This is a genomic window from Pseudalkalibacillus sp. JSM 102089, from assembly GCF_041366475.1.
GTDB classification, from domain to species: domain Bacteria; phylum Bacillota; class Bacilli; order Bacillales; family Guptibacillaceae; genus Guptibacillus; species Guptibacillus hwajinpoensis_B.
Genome location: NZ_JBEWYW010000010.1, coordinates 98,366 through 113,801, shown reverse-complemented (window position 1 = coordinate 113,801; position 15,436 = coordinate 98,366). Strand labels below are relative to the sequence as shown.

Sequence of the window (15,436 nt, the reverse complement as noted above, 5' to 3'; positions counted from 1 at the left end):
TTTATTGTAGTTAGCATTTGACTTAAAGTCAATCAAGAAACATTATTGACGTTAATTTACCGCTTCATGCAAGAAGATAAATAAAAAAAGCTTCCCCGGTTTAAGAGGAAGCTTTTTCTATCATTTTATTAACGAATGCGAAGTTCTGATTCAGTGTCAAAGAAATGGCATTTGTTCATATCAAAAGCAAGGCTGATGTTTTGACCATTTTGAATATCCGTACGAGAGTCAACACGAGCTACAAAATCTTGATCAGCTACTTTGGAATAAAGGTACGTTTCAGCACCCATCAATTCGGCTACATCAATGACAGCACTTACTTTAGTATCCTGTGAAGACTCGATGAAGACAGGCTCATCATGGATATCTTCAGGACGAATACCAAGCATAACATCTTTGTTTAAATATCCTTGTTCACGAAGGGTTTTCATTTTTCCTTCAGGAACTTTCACTTTAATATCACCTAGCTTGAAATAGCCATCTTCTAATGTACCGGTGAAGAAGTTCATTGCAGGAGATCCAATAAAGCCACCAACGAAGACGTTGTCAGGTGCATCGTATACTTCTTTTGGTGAGCCTACTTGCTGGATAAGGCCATCTTTCATAATAACGATACGTGTTGCCATCGTCATCGCTTCAGTTTGATCGTGAGTAACATAGATAGTTGTTGTTTGTAGACGCTGGTGAAGCTTAGAAATTTCAGCACGCATTTGAACACGTAGTTTTGCATCCAGGTTTGAAAGAGGCTCATCCATCAAGAACACTTGTGGATCACGAACAATCGCTCGTCCTAATGCTACACGCTGACGTTGACCACCTGAGAGTGCTTTGGGTTTACGATCTAATAGGCTTTCAAGGCCAAGAATACGAGCAGCGTCCGTTACGCGGCGCTCAATTTCTTTTTTGTCGAACTTACGTAGTTTCAATCCAAATGCCATGTTATCGTACACGTTCATGTGAGGATACAGGGCATAGTTTTGGAATACCATTGCGATATCACGATCTTTTGGTGCAACGTCGTTGACGCGACGATCACCAATAACGAGGTCACCATCTGAGATATCTTCAAGGCCGGCAATCATACGAAGCGTCGTTGATTTACCGCAACCAGATGGACCTACAAACACAATAAATTCCTTATCTTTAATATCCAGGTTAAAGTCTTTTACTGCCTCGAACTTGTTATCATATCTTTTGTAAATGTGATTGAGAGCGATCTCTGCCATGTTAAAGCCTCCTATGAAATGAACTCTTTTGCTAGTTCTAAGTCTACTCTATGAAAACGCTATCGTAAATTGGAAGCGTGCACAAAAATACCACTAGGATTTGTGCATTCTGAACGAATTGGCATTATTTATAGGGAACATTGTTGTAAAAAATAAAAAACTGCGTTCATTAACGCAGTTCCATCGCAAGAAGAGACAGGTAAACCATTACAGCTCCTTGAAAGCTTTTGACATCAATTCCTGTTTTCTCTATAAATTTATCCACACGATATTGAAGACTATTTCGATGTACATAAAGTTGTTTAGCTGCAAGAGTAATATTTAAGTTAGATTCTAAGTAGATTCGAATACTCTTCAAAAGCTCTGTGTCATGTTGTACGGGTTGGATAGCTTTAATTAAGTAATCAATCGATTCGTCACTTGCCTCGTGGAAGAGGACGGATGGGACTATATCCTGGTGCGTAAATACCATTTGTGATGGCATAAGATTTCGTCCTGTTGAGAACCATTTTTTTTCGGCTTTATAAATCCGTTTTAAATGGCTGTTATCATAATGTTGAATCGTTTGTCCGACAAAAAGAGACATGCCTGTGAAAAAGTCGGCAGTAAGTGCAGCAGCTGTTTGTTTAAGTTCATCTACCATCTGTTCGTCAAATTCATTTGTTTGAACGAGCAGACCTTCTTTGTCATTTTCAAATAGGAGTACAGTTTCTTCTGAGAATAAGCCGGTCATAGCTTCTGTGAAATCGGATAGATCTGATGGAGCATTTTTGAGGTTGAAATGTATGTATCGAATTGGGAGATCTATTGTAAGGTCAACGCTGAGATCGTCCTCCAAAAGAAGAGATGTCCATTTTTTCTGAGTAAGGGTCATGGACTCATTTTCCAGTCGGACAGTAGGGAAGAAGGCATTTAATAACTCATTTTCCTCGTTTGTTAGTCGCGTTTTACGTATGCCAAATCGTTCACCATCGGTTGTTCTATACCAGTGGAAAAGATCAGGTTGATCGGAGGTAACGACGAAATCATTTCCATATAGTTCAGCTAGTTTTGCATTCATAAGTGCCCCTCCTAAGTAACAGTTAACATATAGTATAACGTAATGATGAACACAAATTAATAATGAATCAAAGAAAAGAACCTCTATATGTATAAGAGGTTCTTTTCTAAATTAGCAGTGGTTGTCTTCGTTCAGTTTAAGTGAACGAATGAAAAGCATTTACTTTTATGTGATTATGAATAGTTTTGTTGATCATCATTTCTTCTTTGTTTACCTGAACGATGTGGAGGCTCCTGTTCCATGAGTGGAATAGCTTCCTCGATTTGAGCCTGCTTGTAACTTTGATGAACGGCACCGCCGGCCATTCCTTCATTAACCATACGGTCAATGTCCATATCGTATTTATCGCGACCTTCGTACTGAGAGTCTTCAGTTCTTTTGTTCGGCATCCTTTTTCATCTCCCTAATTCTTTGAATAGGGTTATTATGTGAAGAAATCAGGAGAATTATGAGTCCTGCTGTTCATAGACGTGAAAAAGCATGAGCTCATGAATTTGAGATTGCAGTTTGTTTTGCTCCGATTCAGGTGGAGCAGGTTGATACCATTCGAATTGGCCAGTATGGAGATAAAGAGTACGATAATATGTTCCCTGATAGAAAAAAGATACTTCCCATTTAGGTTTTCTTATTTTTGATCCAACTGATTTATATTGAAAGTGCGAAATCATGGTATTCCCCCAAATCACCTTTTTTATCATCATAACATAGGAAGCTAATACGCAGAATACGTTCGAAAAGAAGTGAGGAGAGAACGTATAAATGCTTGATGAATAAGTGGTTCATCAAAACGCATTGGTTTCGAATTCGCTTCAAAAATCCAGAAATGTCCTTCGCTGTCTTTTCCAATGTCCAAAGAGCATTCAAGCATCTTTTCTTTTTCTTCAAGTGATTCTGCAGTGCGAATAGCGAGCTCTCTTACCCGAATTTCATCGTCATTGGTGGCCACCTTATGAAAAGGGAGGATTTTTCCTCCTCTTGGAACATGAGTCGTCAGGCTGTTATTCTGTGCAGCTCTTATGCCGATACCTGTGACCTGCCAACTTTTTAATGGTTTTTGCAAAAGAATTCTAAAATCATAAGGATATTCATTATGAGTTGCGAGATCAATTTCACGTTGGATCAAATATTGCTCATGAATTAAGGGAGTGACATGTTCTTTAACTAAGGCGAGATTTGGAAAGAAACGAGTGTTTTCGTGATCGGTGAATAGAAAACCGGACTTAACAGTTTTAACTTTAAATATTCCTCTACCTTTGCTTCCAGATGCAGGTTTGCAGAAAATAGATGAATATGTTTTTAGAAATGTATTAAGATTCGCATCTGTAAAGCAAGCTGTTGCTGGAATGTGATGCATTAAAGCTTCATTCTCAGCTAAGTGATCGAGTATTTCATTTTTGAGGAAAAAAGATCTGTTAAAAAAAGGAATGGATTTTAACTTTAACAAGTTGAAAAAAGATCTCACTTTTGGAGTGCGTTCTTCTGCCCTGTCAGGAATTCGATTGTATACAATATTAGGATATGGGAAGCGAAAACCTGTCCATTTTTGAGATGTAGCATCATAGAGATAACCATTGATATATGACGGATATATGTCATCAGGTGTAAAAACAAACGAAAGTCCTCCGGTATCAGTCAATTCATTTTGAATTGATTTGAAGATCGCGGCATTACCACTGAAATGGTGGTGTAAGTTAGACCCTGCAAGAATGCCAACAAGAGGTCGAATGGCATCATGAGAAGTTTGAAGCTTTATGATAGAAGAAGCGAAAGCAGGAGAGGGAGAGAGCCTGGATGGCTCTTTCCCCCAATATACATATTGATAGCTACTTTTTTGATGCCACCGATTATTTTCTCTACTGTAAAATAATTCGATCATACTGGTATAACCAGCTGTTTTTCAATAGCAGATCTTGCCAAAAATATCGCGTATTCCATTGGTAATGTTCTCGTTTTGGCTTCTTCCGCTTTCAATCTAGGATGAGCAAAAATGCCTCTTCCAGGTTTCGAATTTGCTTCAAACAAATAAATGTCCCCTTCTTTCGTAATCCCGAGGTCAAAACCAATTTCGCCAATAAAGCCTGAAACTCTTTTATCTATGGCACGACTTAGTTGAAGGGAAGCTTCCATTAAATCTGTTTCTACTTGTTTTTTAATACCAAATTCAGAAGTGAGTTCTCCAATTGTCTTAACTGTTCCGTTAGAAGCCATGTGAGTGGTTAAACTTCCAGCTCCTGCAATCTTTGCAGCGATTGCACTAACTTCCCATTTCCCCTCTTTGTTTTTGTTTGTATGAACACGATAATCCATGGAACGCTGATTAATCCGATGTAAGTCAATTCCTTGTTGAGCAATTAAACCGTTCATGCCGTTTGGATATTGGGTTTTAAGAAGGCGTGCAAGGGATGTATATCTTCTTAGACGATTTTCTTTGTCCGTTCTGAACCTGCAATAATAATACTTCTCATCGGCTGGTTTTAGAATTTGTTGAATCCCAAGCCCAAGACTACCGTTGGCAGGCTTAATAAAGATCTGTTCGTAATCTTTTAACATACGTGAGATTATGGCGCTCTTAGGACTTAACACAGTTTCAGGTAAATACGGCTTAACGATTGAGTCTTCACGTAGCTTTTCGAACATCGTCCATTTATCGAAAAATCCTGGGTTAAACCAGGGGGTGAAATATTGGGATTGAAGTTTTTCCATTGTAGTGCTTACTTGTTCGATGCTTGCTGAGCTTCGATTCGGTAGGCGATCGTATACAACATCAGGAATAGGAACAGTTACTCTGTACCATCCTCGCTTGTTATACATCAATCCTTTAATGCTTCCCGTTTTCCAATCAATATGATGAGCACCAAATGCAAACCCAAAAGCACCGCACTTAGAGGTAGCGGATAGTAACTTGGCAAAATACATACTGCGCTCTCCGATAGGTCTCATACTATCCTTAGTAAATCCAGCAGTGAAAATACCTACCAAAGGTCCAATATGAAGAGAATTTCCTTTTTCAAAAAGGTGAACAGACATCTCTTCAGGAACACCTAGTATTTTCCATAAATCTTCTGAAATAAGGTATTCTTCTTTGTTACTAGGGTGAGGAGAAACCGTGCAGAATGAGCGTCTTGATCCAAAACAAAGTTGATTTGGAAAAGAAACTTGGTCAACCCATTCCTTAAACTTTGTTGGAGGAACATAGAAATTCCCTTGAGAATTAATGTCCTTTTTTAATGGAAGAATCGTATTCATGATTCGATAACCCCTTTCTTCTCATTCATGAGAGACAGGCAATATTGAAACGGTATAAAATGTAAAGAATCATATGATTGAATGGCTTTGTGACCAGGTTTAGAGTTGGCTTCAAGTAACCAGACCTTACCACTACGGTCAATTCCGAAATCAAGACCAAGTTCAAACAACGGAGGAAACGTTCTCTCGAGGTTAGCAGCAATACAACGGGAGAGGAGATTAATCTTTTGATCTGCGGCTCGGAGAAAAGTTTCGGGAATAGAGAGCTTGTGATCACTTTGAATAGTGCCACCACTATGCAAATTAGATACAAAAGAGTCAGAACTCCCTACGCGCGTAGCACGGCCAATCTCCTTCCAATTTTTAATCGACGTTTTCTTCATGACCACTCTTCGATCAAAAGGTCGGTTGTTTTGGTCAAGTAAAGAAAGCCATTCTTGGGCTATATAGTCACGCTGGTTTTGAATTCTCCTCATCATTTTAAGGAAAGAACTGGTTGTATCATAAGTATGATGAAGGACGTTCCCATTATGATTGATTTGAACATCAACTTGATTTTGATTTCTTGTAAGGAGCATTAACCCATTTCCTTGAGAACCTACCACTGGTTTTAGAACGACCTTCTCGTGCTTCGTTAATAAATCGGATATAACGCTAGCACTAGTAGCAGGCTGAAGCTTAATTGTTTGTGGAAGGTGCCGATTTATAAATGGCTTTTGCTTTAGTTGTTTGTATATCGCCCATTTTCCTGGTAACCCGTGTCCTAGAAATGTAGCGTTCGAATCGCTTTTTAACCACTTAATAAAGGAAGCTTCCATTTCTGTTATGAAACCATTATGGAAGCAGCGATCATAAATAAAATCAGGAATCGGAAAATTTGTTTCCAGCCATTTTTTCGTCTTTGGATCGTATTTCATTCCAAGAAGACTATTTCGAAATTGCTGGTCTGGAGAAAAACGATAGACGTTAAATCCAGAAGTGGATCCTGCTTCACCTAATTTAGAAAGGTAATCTCCTTCATGTTGGAGCGAACGTTGTAAAATACCAAGTGATGTCATACCTTGCTCCTTTTAAGATGACGTGTACCAGTTAATTAAGCGGATAAGTGCTTTAACCGATGGGCGATAGGTACTTGGTGTGATTCCTTCAGAAGTCTTGGAAGGTTTTGTGTTCACTTCAATGATCCAGGGGTGGCCATCTTTATCAGAAGACATGTCGATTCCAAGCTCCGCAAACACTCCTTCACTTTCACGATCAATGATCTGTGAAATCTCACAAGCCAATTCGGGAAGGATTCGTTTCATTTGTCTTTTCATTGAATCCTCTAAGGGCGTGAGTCCCTCATCAAACTTTTTTAATAACGCGCCGCGTGCAATATTGGATACGAACTGGTCATTTGTTCTAGAAACGCGCGAAACGGCGGAGACAACTGACCACTTGTCTCCAATCCCTTTCAAGCATAAAATGCGGAAATCAACGGGGCATCCATTGACCTCAATTAGGGGAATGCCTTGTTGAATAAGATAAGGAATCGTTTTAGATCGTGAGCGAATGGTCGTATAAATGTTTTGAAGCGAATGTGACGTGAGCGTTTGATTGCCATTAAAGCTTGAATAATCAAGGTAATAGAGATCATCTTTTTGAGTGATTCGAAAAATATGTTTTCCCTGACTTCCATTTAAAGGTTTCAAATAAAGGATAGGGTATTTATCGATCATGAAATGAATATCGTCGATTGTCTCTAACAAAACCGTTTCAGGAAGATAGGGAGCGACTTCATCGTAAGAAAGTAATTTCTGATGAACATCCCATTTATCAAGAAAGGATTCATTAAAATAGGGGATCTGTTGATTACGCCAATAGGTTTTTAATTGTTGAATGAAAACGGACTTCTCAAGCTTTCTCGAATGAATTCGATTATAGATGACAGAAGGGATGGGTAGCGTGGTTTCTACCCAGTCTCGTTGGTTCCAAATCATACCCGAGACTTTAGTATCACTCCACGGTTTTAGTGTGTAAACATAGAACAGAATATGATGCTCTTCGCAGTATTCTGCCACTTCCTTACAGAATTCTGTATAGGATCCAAATGGTGTTTCTTTTAGTCCGGTGATGTTAATCGCAAGACAGAAAATAGGACCGATTGAGAGCATTTGTTGCTGATGATTATAGATAAGTGTAATCGGAAGAGATTGATTTGGAAGAGACAAAGTAGCTAGTAGTTCGGGTGAACAATATACGGTATGACTTGACGAAGTGCGATAGACCTTGACTGTTACAAATTCTTCAAGCACGCCACATCGAAGTCTAAGTGATGTATCTGAAAGCTTCCATTTTGAGGCGATGTTTTCTGGAATGGAAAGGGTATGATTAGATTGAGCTAAGGTTGAATTCTCTGGTTGTAATATAATCTTTTCAGTATGTTTCATTCAAGACCCTCGTTCAACGTTTTTTCTTTTTTTACCTTCCTTTAACTGGATAGGCAATAGCGGATATCGTATACTATGAAGATGGAGTTTACTATGTGAACGTGAGAAATAGAAAGGTTGAGGTACGATGTCGTCCATTATCATAACGATCCTATTTATGATTGCCATTGGCGCTGTTATAGGTGGGTTTACAAATTCGTTAGCTATTAAAATGCTATTTAGGCCATATGAAGCTCGTTATATAGGAAAGTGGAAAGTTCCATTTACCCCAGGATTAATTCCAAAACGTAGAGATGAGCTGGCAGTCCAGCTAGGGAAAATGGTCGTTGAACATCTTCTAACGGCTGAAGGAATACAGCAAAAAATGAACGATCCAGTATTCAAGCGTACGATGATTGAATACGCGCAAAAAGAAGTTCTTAAACTTTTAGAGTCAGATGAGAAAATTGAAACACTTTTAAAGAAAGGTCTTCATCTAGAGGATCCAGCCAAAGAAGTTAGAGCAAATGCAAGGTCCTACATCAATGGGAAAATTGAAAAGAAACTATTTGATTTGAAGAATAAAGAACTAGCTGAGATTCTTCCGGAAAAACTGCAAACGAGAATTGATGGCTCAATCGAACCAATTGCTGATCTCGTTTTAACAAAAATTAGTGATTACATTGCTTCTGCTGAGGGCAAACATAAGCTTTCTGTTATGATCGACCGTTATCTTGCAGATCGAGGAACGCTTGGAAGCATGATTAACATGTTTTTTACAAACACAAGACTAGTAGATAAAGTACAGCCTGAGTTACTTCGTCTTCTTAAGCAAGACGATATTCAAAATGTCATCATGACGATGCTTGAAAAAGAGTGGGATTCGCTTAAAGAAACGAAAGTTACAGCGTTTGAAGATAAATTTAATTCAGAAGAACTTGTCAAAGAGGTAACAGATCTCATTGTGAATGAACTCCCAATTGATCACGTTCTGAATCTTAGTCTATCGGAAGCAGTTGATCCATATAAAGGTCGCATTGTTGAAGACATAGTTCCACGACTAGTAGATGCTGCTGGCCAGTACCTCAGTCAGAATCTCCAGCCACTCATGGAACAATTACACCTGGCAGACGTAGTGAAAAGTCAGGTGGAGACGTTCTCTGTTGGACGTCTTGAAGAGATGGTTCTTTCGATTTCACGTCGCGAATTTAAGATGATCACGTACCTTGGAGCTGTGCTCGGAGGAATGATTGGTTTAATTCAAGGAGTAATCATTACCCTTATTGGATGAATTTCGTGTCAGTCTTTGTTATAGTGGGGAAGTACAGGGTTATGAGAGCGAAATAATCCTCATTTACTAAGGAGGTATATACAATGGCAGAGAAAAATCTTTACGACGTAGCACACGAATTAGAAAACGCAATGCGCGAGCACGAGGACTACACAAAGCTTAAAGAATTATATGATCAGGTAAATCAGGATGAAGTAGCAAAGAAACTTTTTGATAACTTCCGTAACATGCAAATGGAGCTTCAACAAAAGCAAATGAGTGGTCAACAGATCACAGAGGAAGAAGCTCAAACGGCTCAACAACAAGTTGAACTTGTTCAGCAGCATGAAGTGATTTCTCAGTTGATGCAACAAGAGCAGCGCATGAGCCAGGTTATTCAGGACATCAACAAAATCGTAACGAAGCCTCTAGAGGACCTTTACGGTAGCCCTGAAGAAGACGTTCAGCAATAATACAAAAAACGGTTCACCCAATAGGGTGAACCGTTTTTTGTATTCATAGTACCGATTAATTGTTCATAAGAAATAAGCGTATAACCTTAGTTGCTGTGTGATTTTGGGTTTATTCGAGTGAAACAAATGCTTCAATCGAATAAGCACAAAATGAGAGAGGTGGTATTAAAATATAAAAAAATAAGGACTATGAAGCGTTCTCTATCACGCCAACAACTTCAAATTGAGTTGGTTGCGAAATGATCGTTTCTTCAATGGCGCACTCAGGACAATTTAATTGAAGTTCTCTTTTCTCATTTCCTCCGATAGTACCTCGAAATTCATGATCACATTCAGAGCATTTGTAAATGTGAGGTTCATTGAATTCTCCTGTGCAGTCAAACCTGATTCTCTCTTTTCCTTTGGTCATAAGTAAAAACCCCTTTCGTTATTTGTAATCTATTTGTAATAAACTAGTTTCATATTAAAACTTCCCACGGTGTCCGTATTCTAAACGCCAAATTCATCCAAACATGTCATTATCATAAATTTAAGTGATAAGACAAGAATTACGAGTCATAGAGATAAGTGTTATAAGGACTACTTTTTACACAGGAGGGATCCGAATGGTCTATCAACTTCTTGCCTTAGATATTGATGGGACTTTGCTTAGATCCAATCATAAAATTGATAAGGAAACAAAGGACGCTATTAGCTATGTGAGAGAAAAGGGAGTATACGTTACGCTAACGACTAGTCGTAACTTTGCATCTGCTAAGAAAATTGCAAAGGCGGTGAAGTTAGATGATGTAATGCTTGTTACTCATAGTGGCGCGTTTATTGCTGAAGAGGTTGAAGAACCGGTTTATGAAGAGAGAATACCCAATCAGGATGTTCGTGAGATTGTTAAGATCCTAGAAGGATTTGACTGCCATATTCGCATTATTCATGAACGATTAGCCGTTGGTAATCGCGTAAAGCATAATCATTACTTGTCTGCTAAAATGACGCTCGGTATAGGAGATCCATTATTCTACCCCGTGAACTTTGTTGAAACCTTAAGTGAGTATCTCGAAAAGAAAGATCTATCCCCTCCGAAAATTGACGCTCATTTCTTTAATGAAGAAGAAAGAGAGGAAGCCCGTCTTCTGTTAGAAGAGCGGATTCCTTCTATATCGGTTGTTCGATCGACAAAATGTAATTTTGGCATCATTCCAAAAGGCGTCTCAAAAGCAAAAGGATTGCGCATTTTAGGAGAGAAATTAGGAGTATCTGTCGATCAAATGGTGGTAATTGGCGATGCGGATTGTGATGCTGAAATGATTCGTCAAGCGGGCCTTGGTGTCGCGATGGGAAATGCTTCTCATGAGCTAAAGCGACTTGCAGATTGGGTAACCCGCTCAAATGATCAACAGGGCGTATCCTACATGGTTAAAGAAGTTTTTAGAAGACAAATGCGAGTTCAATTAAAAAGGTAACGGTTAAAGAGAATAAAGACGCCTTCATCGAATCCTGACGATTTATGGGGAATGAAGGCGTTTTTTATGTTACTTTTGAATCATTTTAACGAAATGAAAAGGCTTTCACGAAAAAACCGCTAATATGTATAATGTTTGATAATTTTGAATTCTGGAGGGATAGTATGCAAAAATTACTCGACTTGAATCCAAAGGTGACTGAATTTCTGAAAGGAACGAAAAAACTTTATATTAATGGTCAATGGAAGGATTCGTTATCAGGAAGAACATTTGATACCCTAAACCCCTCAACTGGTGAAGTGCTTGCAACAGTTAGTGAAGCCGTGAAAGAAGATATTGATGAAGCAGTTATGGCAGCTCGTAAAGCTTTCGACAGTGGTCCGTGGTCACGCATGTCTGCGTCAGCTAGAAGTCGATTAATTTATAAGCTTGCAGATTTAATGGAAGAAAATAAAGAAGAACTCGCCATGCTTGATACGCTTGATAATGGTAAGCCGATTCGTGAAACGCAGAATGCCGATGTACCACTAGCGATTGAGCACTTTAGATACTACGCTGGCTGGTCAACAAAAATTATGGGACAGACCATTCCCGTTAATGGACCATATTTTAATTACACACGTCATGAGGCCTTAGGGGTTGTTGGACAAATCATTCCATGGAATTTCCCTCTACTTATGGCGGCATGGAAGCTTGGAGCAGCTTTAGCGACGGGGTGTACCGTTGTTCTTAAACCTGCTGAGCAAACACCACTTTCAGCTCTATATCTAGCGCAGCTGATGGAGGAAGCTGGATTCCCTGAAGGCGTTGTGAACGTTGTACCAGGTTACGGTGAAACAGCGGGTGATGCACTCGTTAAACATCCAAACGTAGATAAAATTGCATTCACCGGATCAACTGATGTAGGTAAGTATATTATGAACCAGGCTTCGAATGATTTGAAGCGTGTTACGCTTGAGCTGGGAGGTAAATCACCAAATATTATTTTACCCGATGCCGATATGACAAAAGCGATACCAGGCGCGTTAAGCGGTATTATGTTTAATCAAGGACAGGTTTGCTGTGCTGGATCAAGACTATTCGTACAAAAGAAAGCCTATGATAATGTGATGGCTGATTTAGTGAGTCATAGTCAAAAGATTAAGCAGGGAGCAGGGCTGGATCCTGAAACGCAAATGGGGCCACTCGTATCCGCTGAGCAGCATGAACGCGTAATGAGCTATATTTCAAAAGGGCAGGATGAAGGTGCTGAGTTACTTACTGGAGGACAGGTTCCTTATGATAAGGGATATTATGTCCAACCTACGATTTTCTCTGATGTAGATGATAAGATGACCATTGCAAAAGAGGAAATCTTTGGACCAGTAGTAGCAGCAATGCCGTTTGAAGACCTTGATGAAGTAATCGAGCGAGCGAATGCTTCGAATTATGGACTAGCTGCTGGACTATGGACAGAGAACCTCAAGTCCGCACACTATGTTGCAAACAAAATTAAGGCTGGTACTGTATGGGTGAATTGCTATAATGCATTTGATGCGGCTTCTCCATTCGGTGGCTATAAGCAATCGGGTATGGGAAGAGAAATGGGCTCCTACGCATTGAATAATTACACAGAAGTGAAGAGTGTTTGGATTAACTTAAAATAACAGAAGAAAAACCGCTCGTCCTTTACGGACGGGCGGTTCTTTATAATGTTCTATTCTTAGGTGAAGTACTTCCAAAGTTTCATTTCGATCAGCTAATCATCAGAAATTCAACATATGATAGCGCTATCTTTTTAATACGATTAATTTACCAGCAGAGGATACAACTCGTGCCGTATGGTTTTCAAAACCTTTTTGCTTTAAGAGTTCTTCGCCAACTTTTTTTGCTTCTTTGTCATCCTGTGCATCAAAGCTTTCATCTAGAACAGTCTCTCCGCTTTTTTCGAATGCCGTGATAATGTACTTTTCCATATTATCGCCTCCTCCTTTTAGTTTACCGATGTAATAATTTCTTGTCACTTATTTTTGGAAAAACGAATCTTTTGAGAAAACCAAACGTTATACTAGTTGGGAAGCTATTTTTCATATAATGAATGTCAATATAAAGGGGGAAGCTATGCTCGAATTTCAGAATGTATCAAAAAGATTCGGACCATTTATCGCAGTAGAAGGACTTAATTTATCAATTCCTGAGAATGAGATTTTTGGGTTACTTGGAGGTAACGGAGCAGGTAAGACAACAACATTTCGAATGTTATTACGCCTCATTGATCAAACAAGTGGAACGATTAGCTGGAAGAAAGAAGAAATTTCTTATGATTCAAGCCATTTAATTGGCTATTTACCTGAAGAACGCGGTCTTTATCCAAAGATGAAAGTGAAAGATCAATTAATTTATCTTGGTAAGTTACGTGGGATGAAGAAAACTGATATTGAGAAAGAAATTGTCATATGGCTTGATCGTTTCAATGTGCCAGAATATCTTGATAAAAAGGTAGAAGAATTATCAAAAGGAAATCAGCAAAAAATTCAATTTATCGCAGCAGTTATTCATAAGCCAGAGCTTCTCATTCTTGATGAGCCATTTAGCGGTCTGGATCCTGTCAATGTGGAAGTGTTGAAAGAAGCTGTTCTTGATTTAAAGAATGCAGGAACAACGATCTTGTTTTCTAGTCACCGAATGGAGCATGTGGAAGAACTTTGTGAGCATCTTTGTATACTACATAAAGGAAAAGCGGTTGTTTCTGGGAACTTAAAAGAAATCAAGCGTTCTTATGGTAAGAAAAACATTATCATTGACGTTGATTTTGATCTATCATTTCTAGAAAATATTGAAGGGGTTCATCACATAAAGCAAGGAATGAATCATAGCACTGTTCAAATAGCAAATGAGCAAGTTTCTCAGAAGGTTTTACATGAGTTGATGAACAGAGGGTTTGTTAGAAAGTTTGAACTAGAAGAGCCGTCATTAAACGATATCTTTATTGAGAAAGTGGGTGCGGCATATGAATAAATTTCTTATTGTTCTCTCCCAAACATATTTAAATCGACTGAAGTCCAAGGCATTTATTATTACAACGGTTATTACGCTACTTATGATCTTTCTCATTACAAATCTTTCGACCATTATAGATAATTTCGATTCGAGTGAAGCAGATCGAGTGGGAGTCATCGATACAGGTTCGTATTATACACAACTTGAAAACCAAATGAAGATGATGGACTCTGACATTGTATTAGAAAAATTCGATGGTTCTGAAGAAAAAGCCGAACAGGCTATTGAAGAGGGTGATCTCGATAGCTATTTGATTCTTAAAGAGAACGAAAATTCCGAACCGACGGGTCTTTATAAAGCGGAGACAGTAGCAGAACAAGTCACTCCACAAGTTCTTGAATCAGCACTTCAGCAATTGAAGAGTACAATTGCTGCTGAGAAAGCAGGGGTTACTCAGGAACAACTTAGTGAAATCGACCAACCTGTCCAGTTTCAAAAAGTTGCGCTAGAAAAAGGAGCAAAGACCGAAGATGAATTAAATCAAGCAAGAGTGTTCGTTTATGTACTCCTATTCGTCATCTATTTTTCAGTAATTTTCTATGGAAATATGGTTGCTGTGGAAGTGGCGACAGAGAAATCATCGAGAGTAATGGAAATCTTAATTTCAAGTGTTTCGCCAGTAAAGCAAATGTTTGGGAAAATACTTGGAATTGCCTTACTCGGTTTAACACAATATGCGGTCATTATTGCGAGTGGGTACCTCTTTATGCAAATGCAGGAAGATGATCTCGCAGAATCTGGTTTCCTATCCTTCCTTAATTTTAGTAACCTTTCAGCTTCACTCATCATTTATGCGATCGTATTCTTTATTCTTGGATATTTACTTTATGCGACCATTCTTGCAATGGTAGGGTCACTCGTTAGTAGAGCAGAAGAAGTTCAGCAAATGATTATGCCAGTCCAGTTTCTCATTATCATCGCTTTCTTTATTGCGATGTTTGGACTAAGTACGCCGTCTTCTACATTTGTCACCATCTCGTCCTTCATCCCTTTCTTTACACCAGTAGTGATGTTCCTACGGGTAGGTATGCTTTCAATTCCATTCTGGGAAGTAGCCGTTAGTCTTGCACTCCTAATAGGATCGATTGTGTTTTTTGCAATCATCGGGGCGAAAGTTTACAGAGGTGGTGTTCTCATGTATGGGAAATCATCTTCTTTAAAAGATATAGGCAAAGCGTTAAAGCTATCACGACGTGAGTAATAGCTTTCAACTAACAATCTTGAAAGTTCCGGAACTTGAGTTTCCGGGACTTTTCT

Annotated in this window: 16 protein-coding genes; 6 read left to right on the top strand and 10 right to left on the bottom strand. The window is 38.9% G+C overall.

Annotation, left to right across the window (positions count from 1 at the left end; genetic code table 11):
- Window positions 1-128: 128 nt before the first annotated feature.
- The 8 genes from ABVF21_RS18430 to ABVF21_RS18395 form a co-directional block, all read right to left on the bottom strand.
- A complete protein-coding gene (locus tag ABVF21_RS18430; protein WP_194220030.1) occupies window positions 129-1,226 on the bottom strand; it encodes an ABC transporter ATP-binding protein in 1,098 nt (365 codons plus the stop codon).
- A gap of 169 nt (window positions 1,227-1,395) precedes the next feature.
- Entirely contained in the window at window positions 1,396-2,286 is an 891-nt protein-coding gene (locus ABVF21_RS18425; protein WP_283153047.1) for a PucR family transcriptional regulator, read from the bottom strand.
- Between the two features lie 173 nt (window positions 2,287-2,459).
- Window positions 2,460-2,675 (bottom strand): hypothetical protein, encoded by a 216-nt coding sequence (locus ABVF21_RS18420; protein ID WP_283153046.1) that lies wholly within the window; start codon window positions 2,673-2,675, stop codon window positions 2,460-2,462.
- Between the two features lie 57 nt (window positions 2,676-2,732).
- Window positions 2,733-2,954, bottom strand: a complete 222-nt coding sequence (locus ABVF21_RS18415) for a DUF5342 family protein (RefSeq protein WP_194220027.1) — start codon at window positions 2,952-2,954, stop codon at window positions 2,733-2,735.
- 44 nt (window positions 2,955-2,998) lie between these two features.
- Window positions 2,999-4,162 carry a YheC/YheD family protein gene (locus tag ABVF21_RS18410; protein WP_283153045.1) on the bottom strand — a complete coding sequence of 388 codons (1,164 nt, stop codon included), beginning with the start codon at window positions 4,160-4,162 and terminating at the stop codon, window positions 2,999-3,001.
- Window positions 4,159-5,532: a YheC/YheD family protein gene (locus ABVF21_RS18405; protein WP_283153044.1), complete on the bottom strand. Its 1,374-nt coding sequence runs from the start codon at window positions 5,530-5,532 to the stop codon at window positions 4,159-4,161. The genes ABVF21_RS18410 and ABVF21_RS18405 overlap by 4 nt, the downstream gene beginning before the upstream one ends.
- Entirely contained in the window at window positions 5,529-6,590 is a 1,062-nt protein-coding gene (locus ABVF21_RS18400) for a YheC/YheD family protein (RefSeq protein ID WP_371018737.1), read from the bottom strand. The genes ABVF21_RS18405 and ABVF21_RS18400 overlap by 4 nt, the downstream gene beginning before the upstream one ends.
- A 12-nt stretch (window positions 6,591-6,602) precedes the next feature.
- Window positions 6,603-7,961, bottom strand: a complete 1,359-nt coding sequence (locus tag ABVF21_RS18395; RefSeq protein ID WP_371018736.1) for a YheC/YheD family protein — start codon at window positions 7,959-7,961, stop codon at window positions 6,603-6,605.
- Between the two features lie 127 nt (window positions 7,962-8,088).
- Here ABVF21_RS18395 and ABVF21_RS18390 point away from each other — a divergent pair, with 127 nt between their 5' ends.
- Together ABVF21_RS18390 and ABVF21_RS18385 are read left to right on the top strand one after the other, a co-directional pair.
- Complete coding sequence (locus ABVF21_RS18390) at window positions 8,089-9,231, top strand: DUF445 domain-containing protein (RefSeq protein WP_283153041.1); 1,143 nt, start codon at window positions 8,089-8,091, stop codon at window positions 9,229-9,231.
- An 83-nt stretch (window positions 9,232-9,314) separates the two neighbouring features.
- Window positions 9,315-9,683 (top strand): YlbF family regulator, encoded by a 369-nt coding sequence (locus tag ABVF21_RS18385; protein WP_283153040.1) that lies wholly within the window; start codon window positions 9,315-9,317, stop codon window positions 9,681-9,683.
- Between the two features lie 187 nt (window positions 9,684-9,870).
- Here ABVF21_RS18385 and ABVF21_RS18380 read toward each other — a convergent pair whose 3' ends face one another.
- A complete protein-coding gene (locus ABVF21_RS18380; RefSeq protein WP_194220020.1) occupies window positions 9,871-10,092 on the bottom strand; it encodes a hypothetical protein in 222 nt (73 codons plus the stop codon).
- Between the two features lie 196 nt (window positions 10,093-10,288).
- Between ABVF21_RS18380 and ABVF21_RS18375 the strand changes: the two genes are divergently transcribed.
- Entirely contained in the window at window positions 10,289-11,140 is an 852-nt protein-coding gene (locus ABVF21_RS18375) for a Cof-type HAD-IIB family hydrolase (RefSeq protein ID WP_371018735.1), read from the top strand.
- Window positions 11,141-11,304: 164 nt separating this feature from the next.
- Complete coding sequence (locus ABVF21_RS18370; protein ID WP_194220018.1) at window positions 11,305-12,786, top strand: aldehyde dehydrogenase family protein; 1,482 nt, start codon at window positions 11,305-11,307, stop codon at window positions 12,784-12,786.
- Window positions 12,787-12,909: 123 nt separating this feature from the next.
- On the opposite strand, the gene ABVF21_RS18365 is transcribed toward ABVF21_RS18370, so the two are convergent.
- Window positions 12,910-13,095: a YhzD family protein gene (locus tag ABVF21_RS18365; protein WP_194220017.1), complete on the bottom strand. Its 186-nt coding sequence runs from the start codon at window positions 13,093-13,095 to the stop codon at window positions 12,910-12,912.
- Window positions 13,096-13,240: 145 nt separating this feature from the next.
- Between ABVF21_RS18365 and ABVF21_RS18360 the strand changes: the two genes are divergently transcribed.
- Entirely contained in the window at window positions 13,241-14,137 is an 897-nt protein-coding gene (locus tag ABVF21_RS18360) for an ABC transporter ATP-binding protein (protein WP_283153038.1), read from the top strand.
- Window positions 14,130-15,380 carry an ABC transporter permease gene (locus ABVF21_RS18355; protein ID WP_371018734.1) on the top strand — a complete coding sequence of 417 codons (1,251 nt, stop codon included), beginning with the start codon at window positions 14,130-14,132 and terminating at the stop codon, window positions 15,378-15,380. Before ABVF21_RS18360 ends, ABVF21_RS18355 begins: the two co-directional genes overlap by 8 nt.
- The last annotated feature ends 56 nt before the right edge of the window (window positions 15,381-15,436 follow it).

Bases quoted from the DNA above. Each gene is read 5' to 3' on its own strand.
- ABVF21_RS18430 (WP_194220030.1), bottom strand. From the start codon at position 1,226: ATGGCAGAGATCGCTCTCAATCACATTTACAAAAGATATGATAACAAG.
- ABVF21_RS18425 (WP_283153047.1), bottom strand. From the start codon at position 2,286: ATGAATGCAAAACTAGCTGAACTATATGGAAATGATTTCGTCGTTACC.
- ABVF21_RS18420 (WP_283153046.1), bottom strand. From the start codon at position 2,675: ATGCCGAACAAAAGAACTGAAGACTCTCAGTACGAAGGTCGCGATAAA.
- ABVF21_RS18415 (WP_194220027.1), bottom strand. From the start codon at position 2,954: ATGATTTCGCACTTTCAATATAAATCAGTTGGATCAAAAATAAGAAAA.
- ABVF21_RS18410 (WP_283153045.1), bottom strand. From the start codon at position 4,162: ATGATCGAATTATTTTACAGTAGAGAAAATAATCGGTGGCATCAAAAA.
- ABVF21_RS18405 (WP_283153044.1), bottom strand. From the start codon at position 5,532: ATGAATACGATTCTTCCATTAAAAAAGGACATTAATTCTCAAGGGAAT.
- ABVF21_RS18400 (WP_371018737.1), bottom strand. From the start codon at position 6,590: ATGACATCACTTGGTATTTTACAACGTTCGCTCCAACATGAAGGAGAT.
- ABVF21_RS18395 (WP_371018736.1), bottom strand. From the start codon at position 7,961: ATGAAACATACTGAAAAGATTATATTACAACCAGAGAATTCAACCTTA.
- ABVF21_RS18390 (WP_283153041.1), top strand. From the start codon at position 8,089: ATGTCGTCCATTATCATAACGATCCTATTTATGATTGCCATTGGCGCT.
- ABVF21_RS18385 (WP_283153040.1), top strand. From the start codon at position 9,315: ATGGCAGAGAAAAATCTTTACGACGTAGCACACGAATTAGAAAACGCA.
- ABVF21_RS18380 (WP_194220020.1), bottom strand. From the start codon at position 10,092: ATGACCAAAGGAAAAGAGAGAATCAGGTTTGACTGCACAGGAGAATTC.
- ABVF21_RS18375 (WP_371018735.1), top strand. From the start codon at position 10,289: ATGGTCTATCAACTTCTTGCCTTAGATATTGATGGGACTTTGCTTAGA.
- ABVF21_RS18370 (WP_194220018.1), top strand. From the start codon at position 11,305: ATGCAAAAATTACTCGACTTGAATCCAAAGGTGACTGAATTTCTGAAA.
- ABVF21_RS18365 (WP_194220017.1), bottom strand. From the start codon at position 13,095: ATGGAAAAGTACATTATCACGGCATTCGAAAAAAGCGGAGAGACTGTT.
- ABVF21_RS18360 (WP_283153038.1), top strand. From the start codon at position 13,241: ATGCTCGAATTTCAGAATGTATCAAAAAGATTCGGACCATTTATCGCA.
- ABVF21_RS18355 (WP_371018734.1), top strand. From the start codon at position 14,130: ATGAATAAATTTCTTATTGTTCTCTCCCAAACATATTTAAATCGACTG.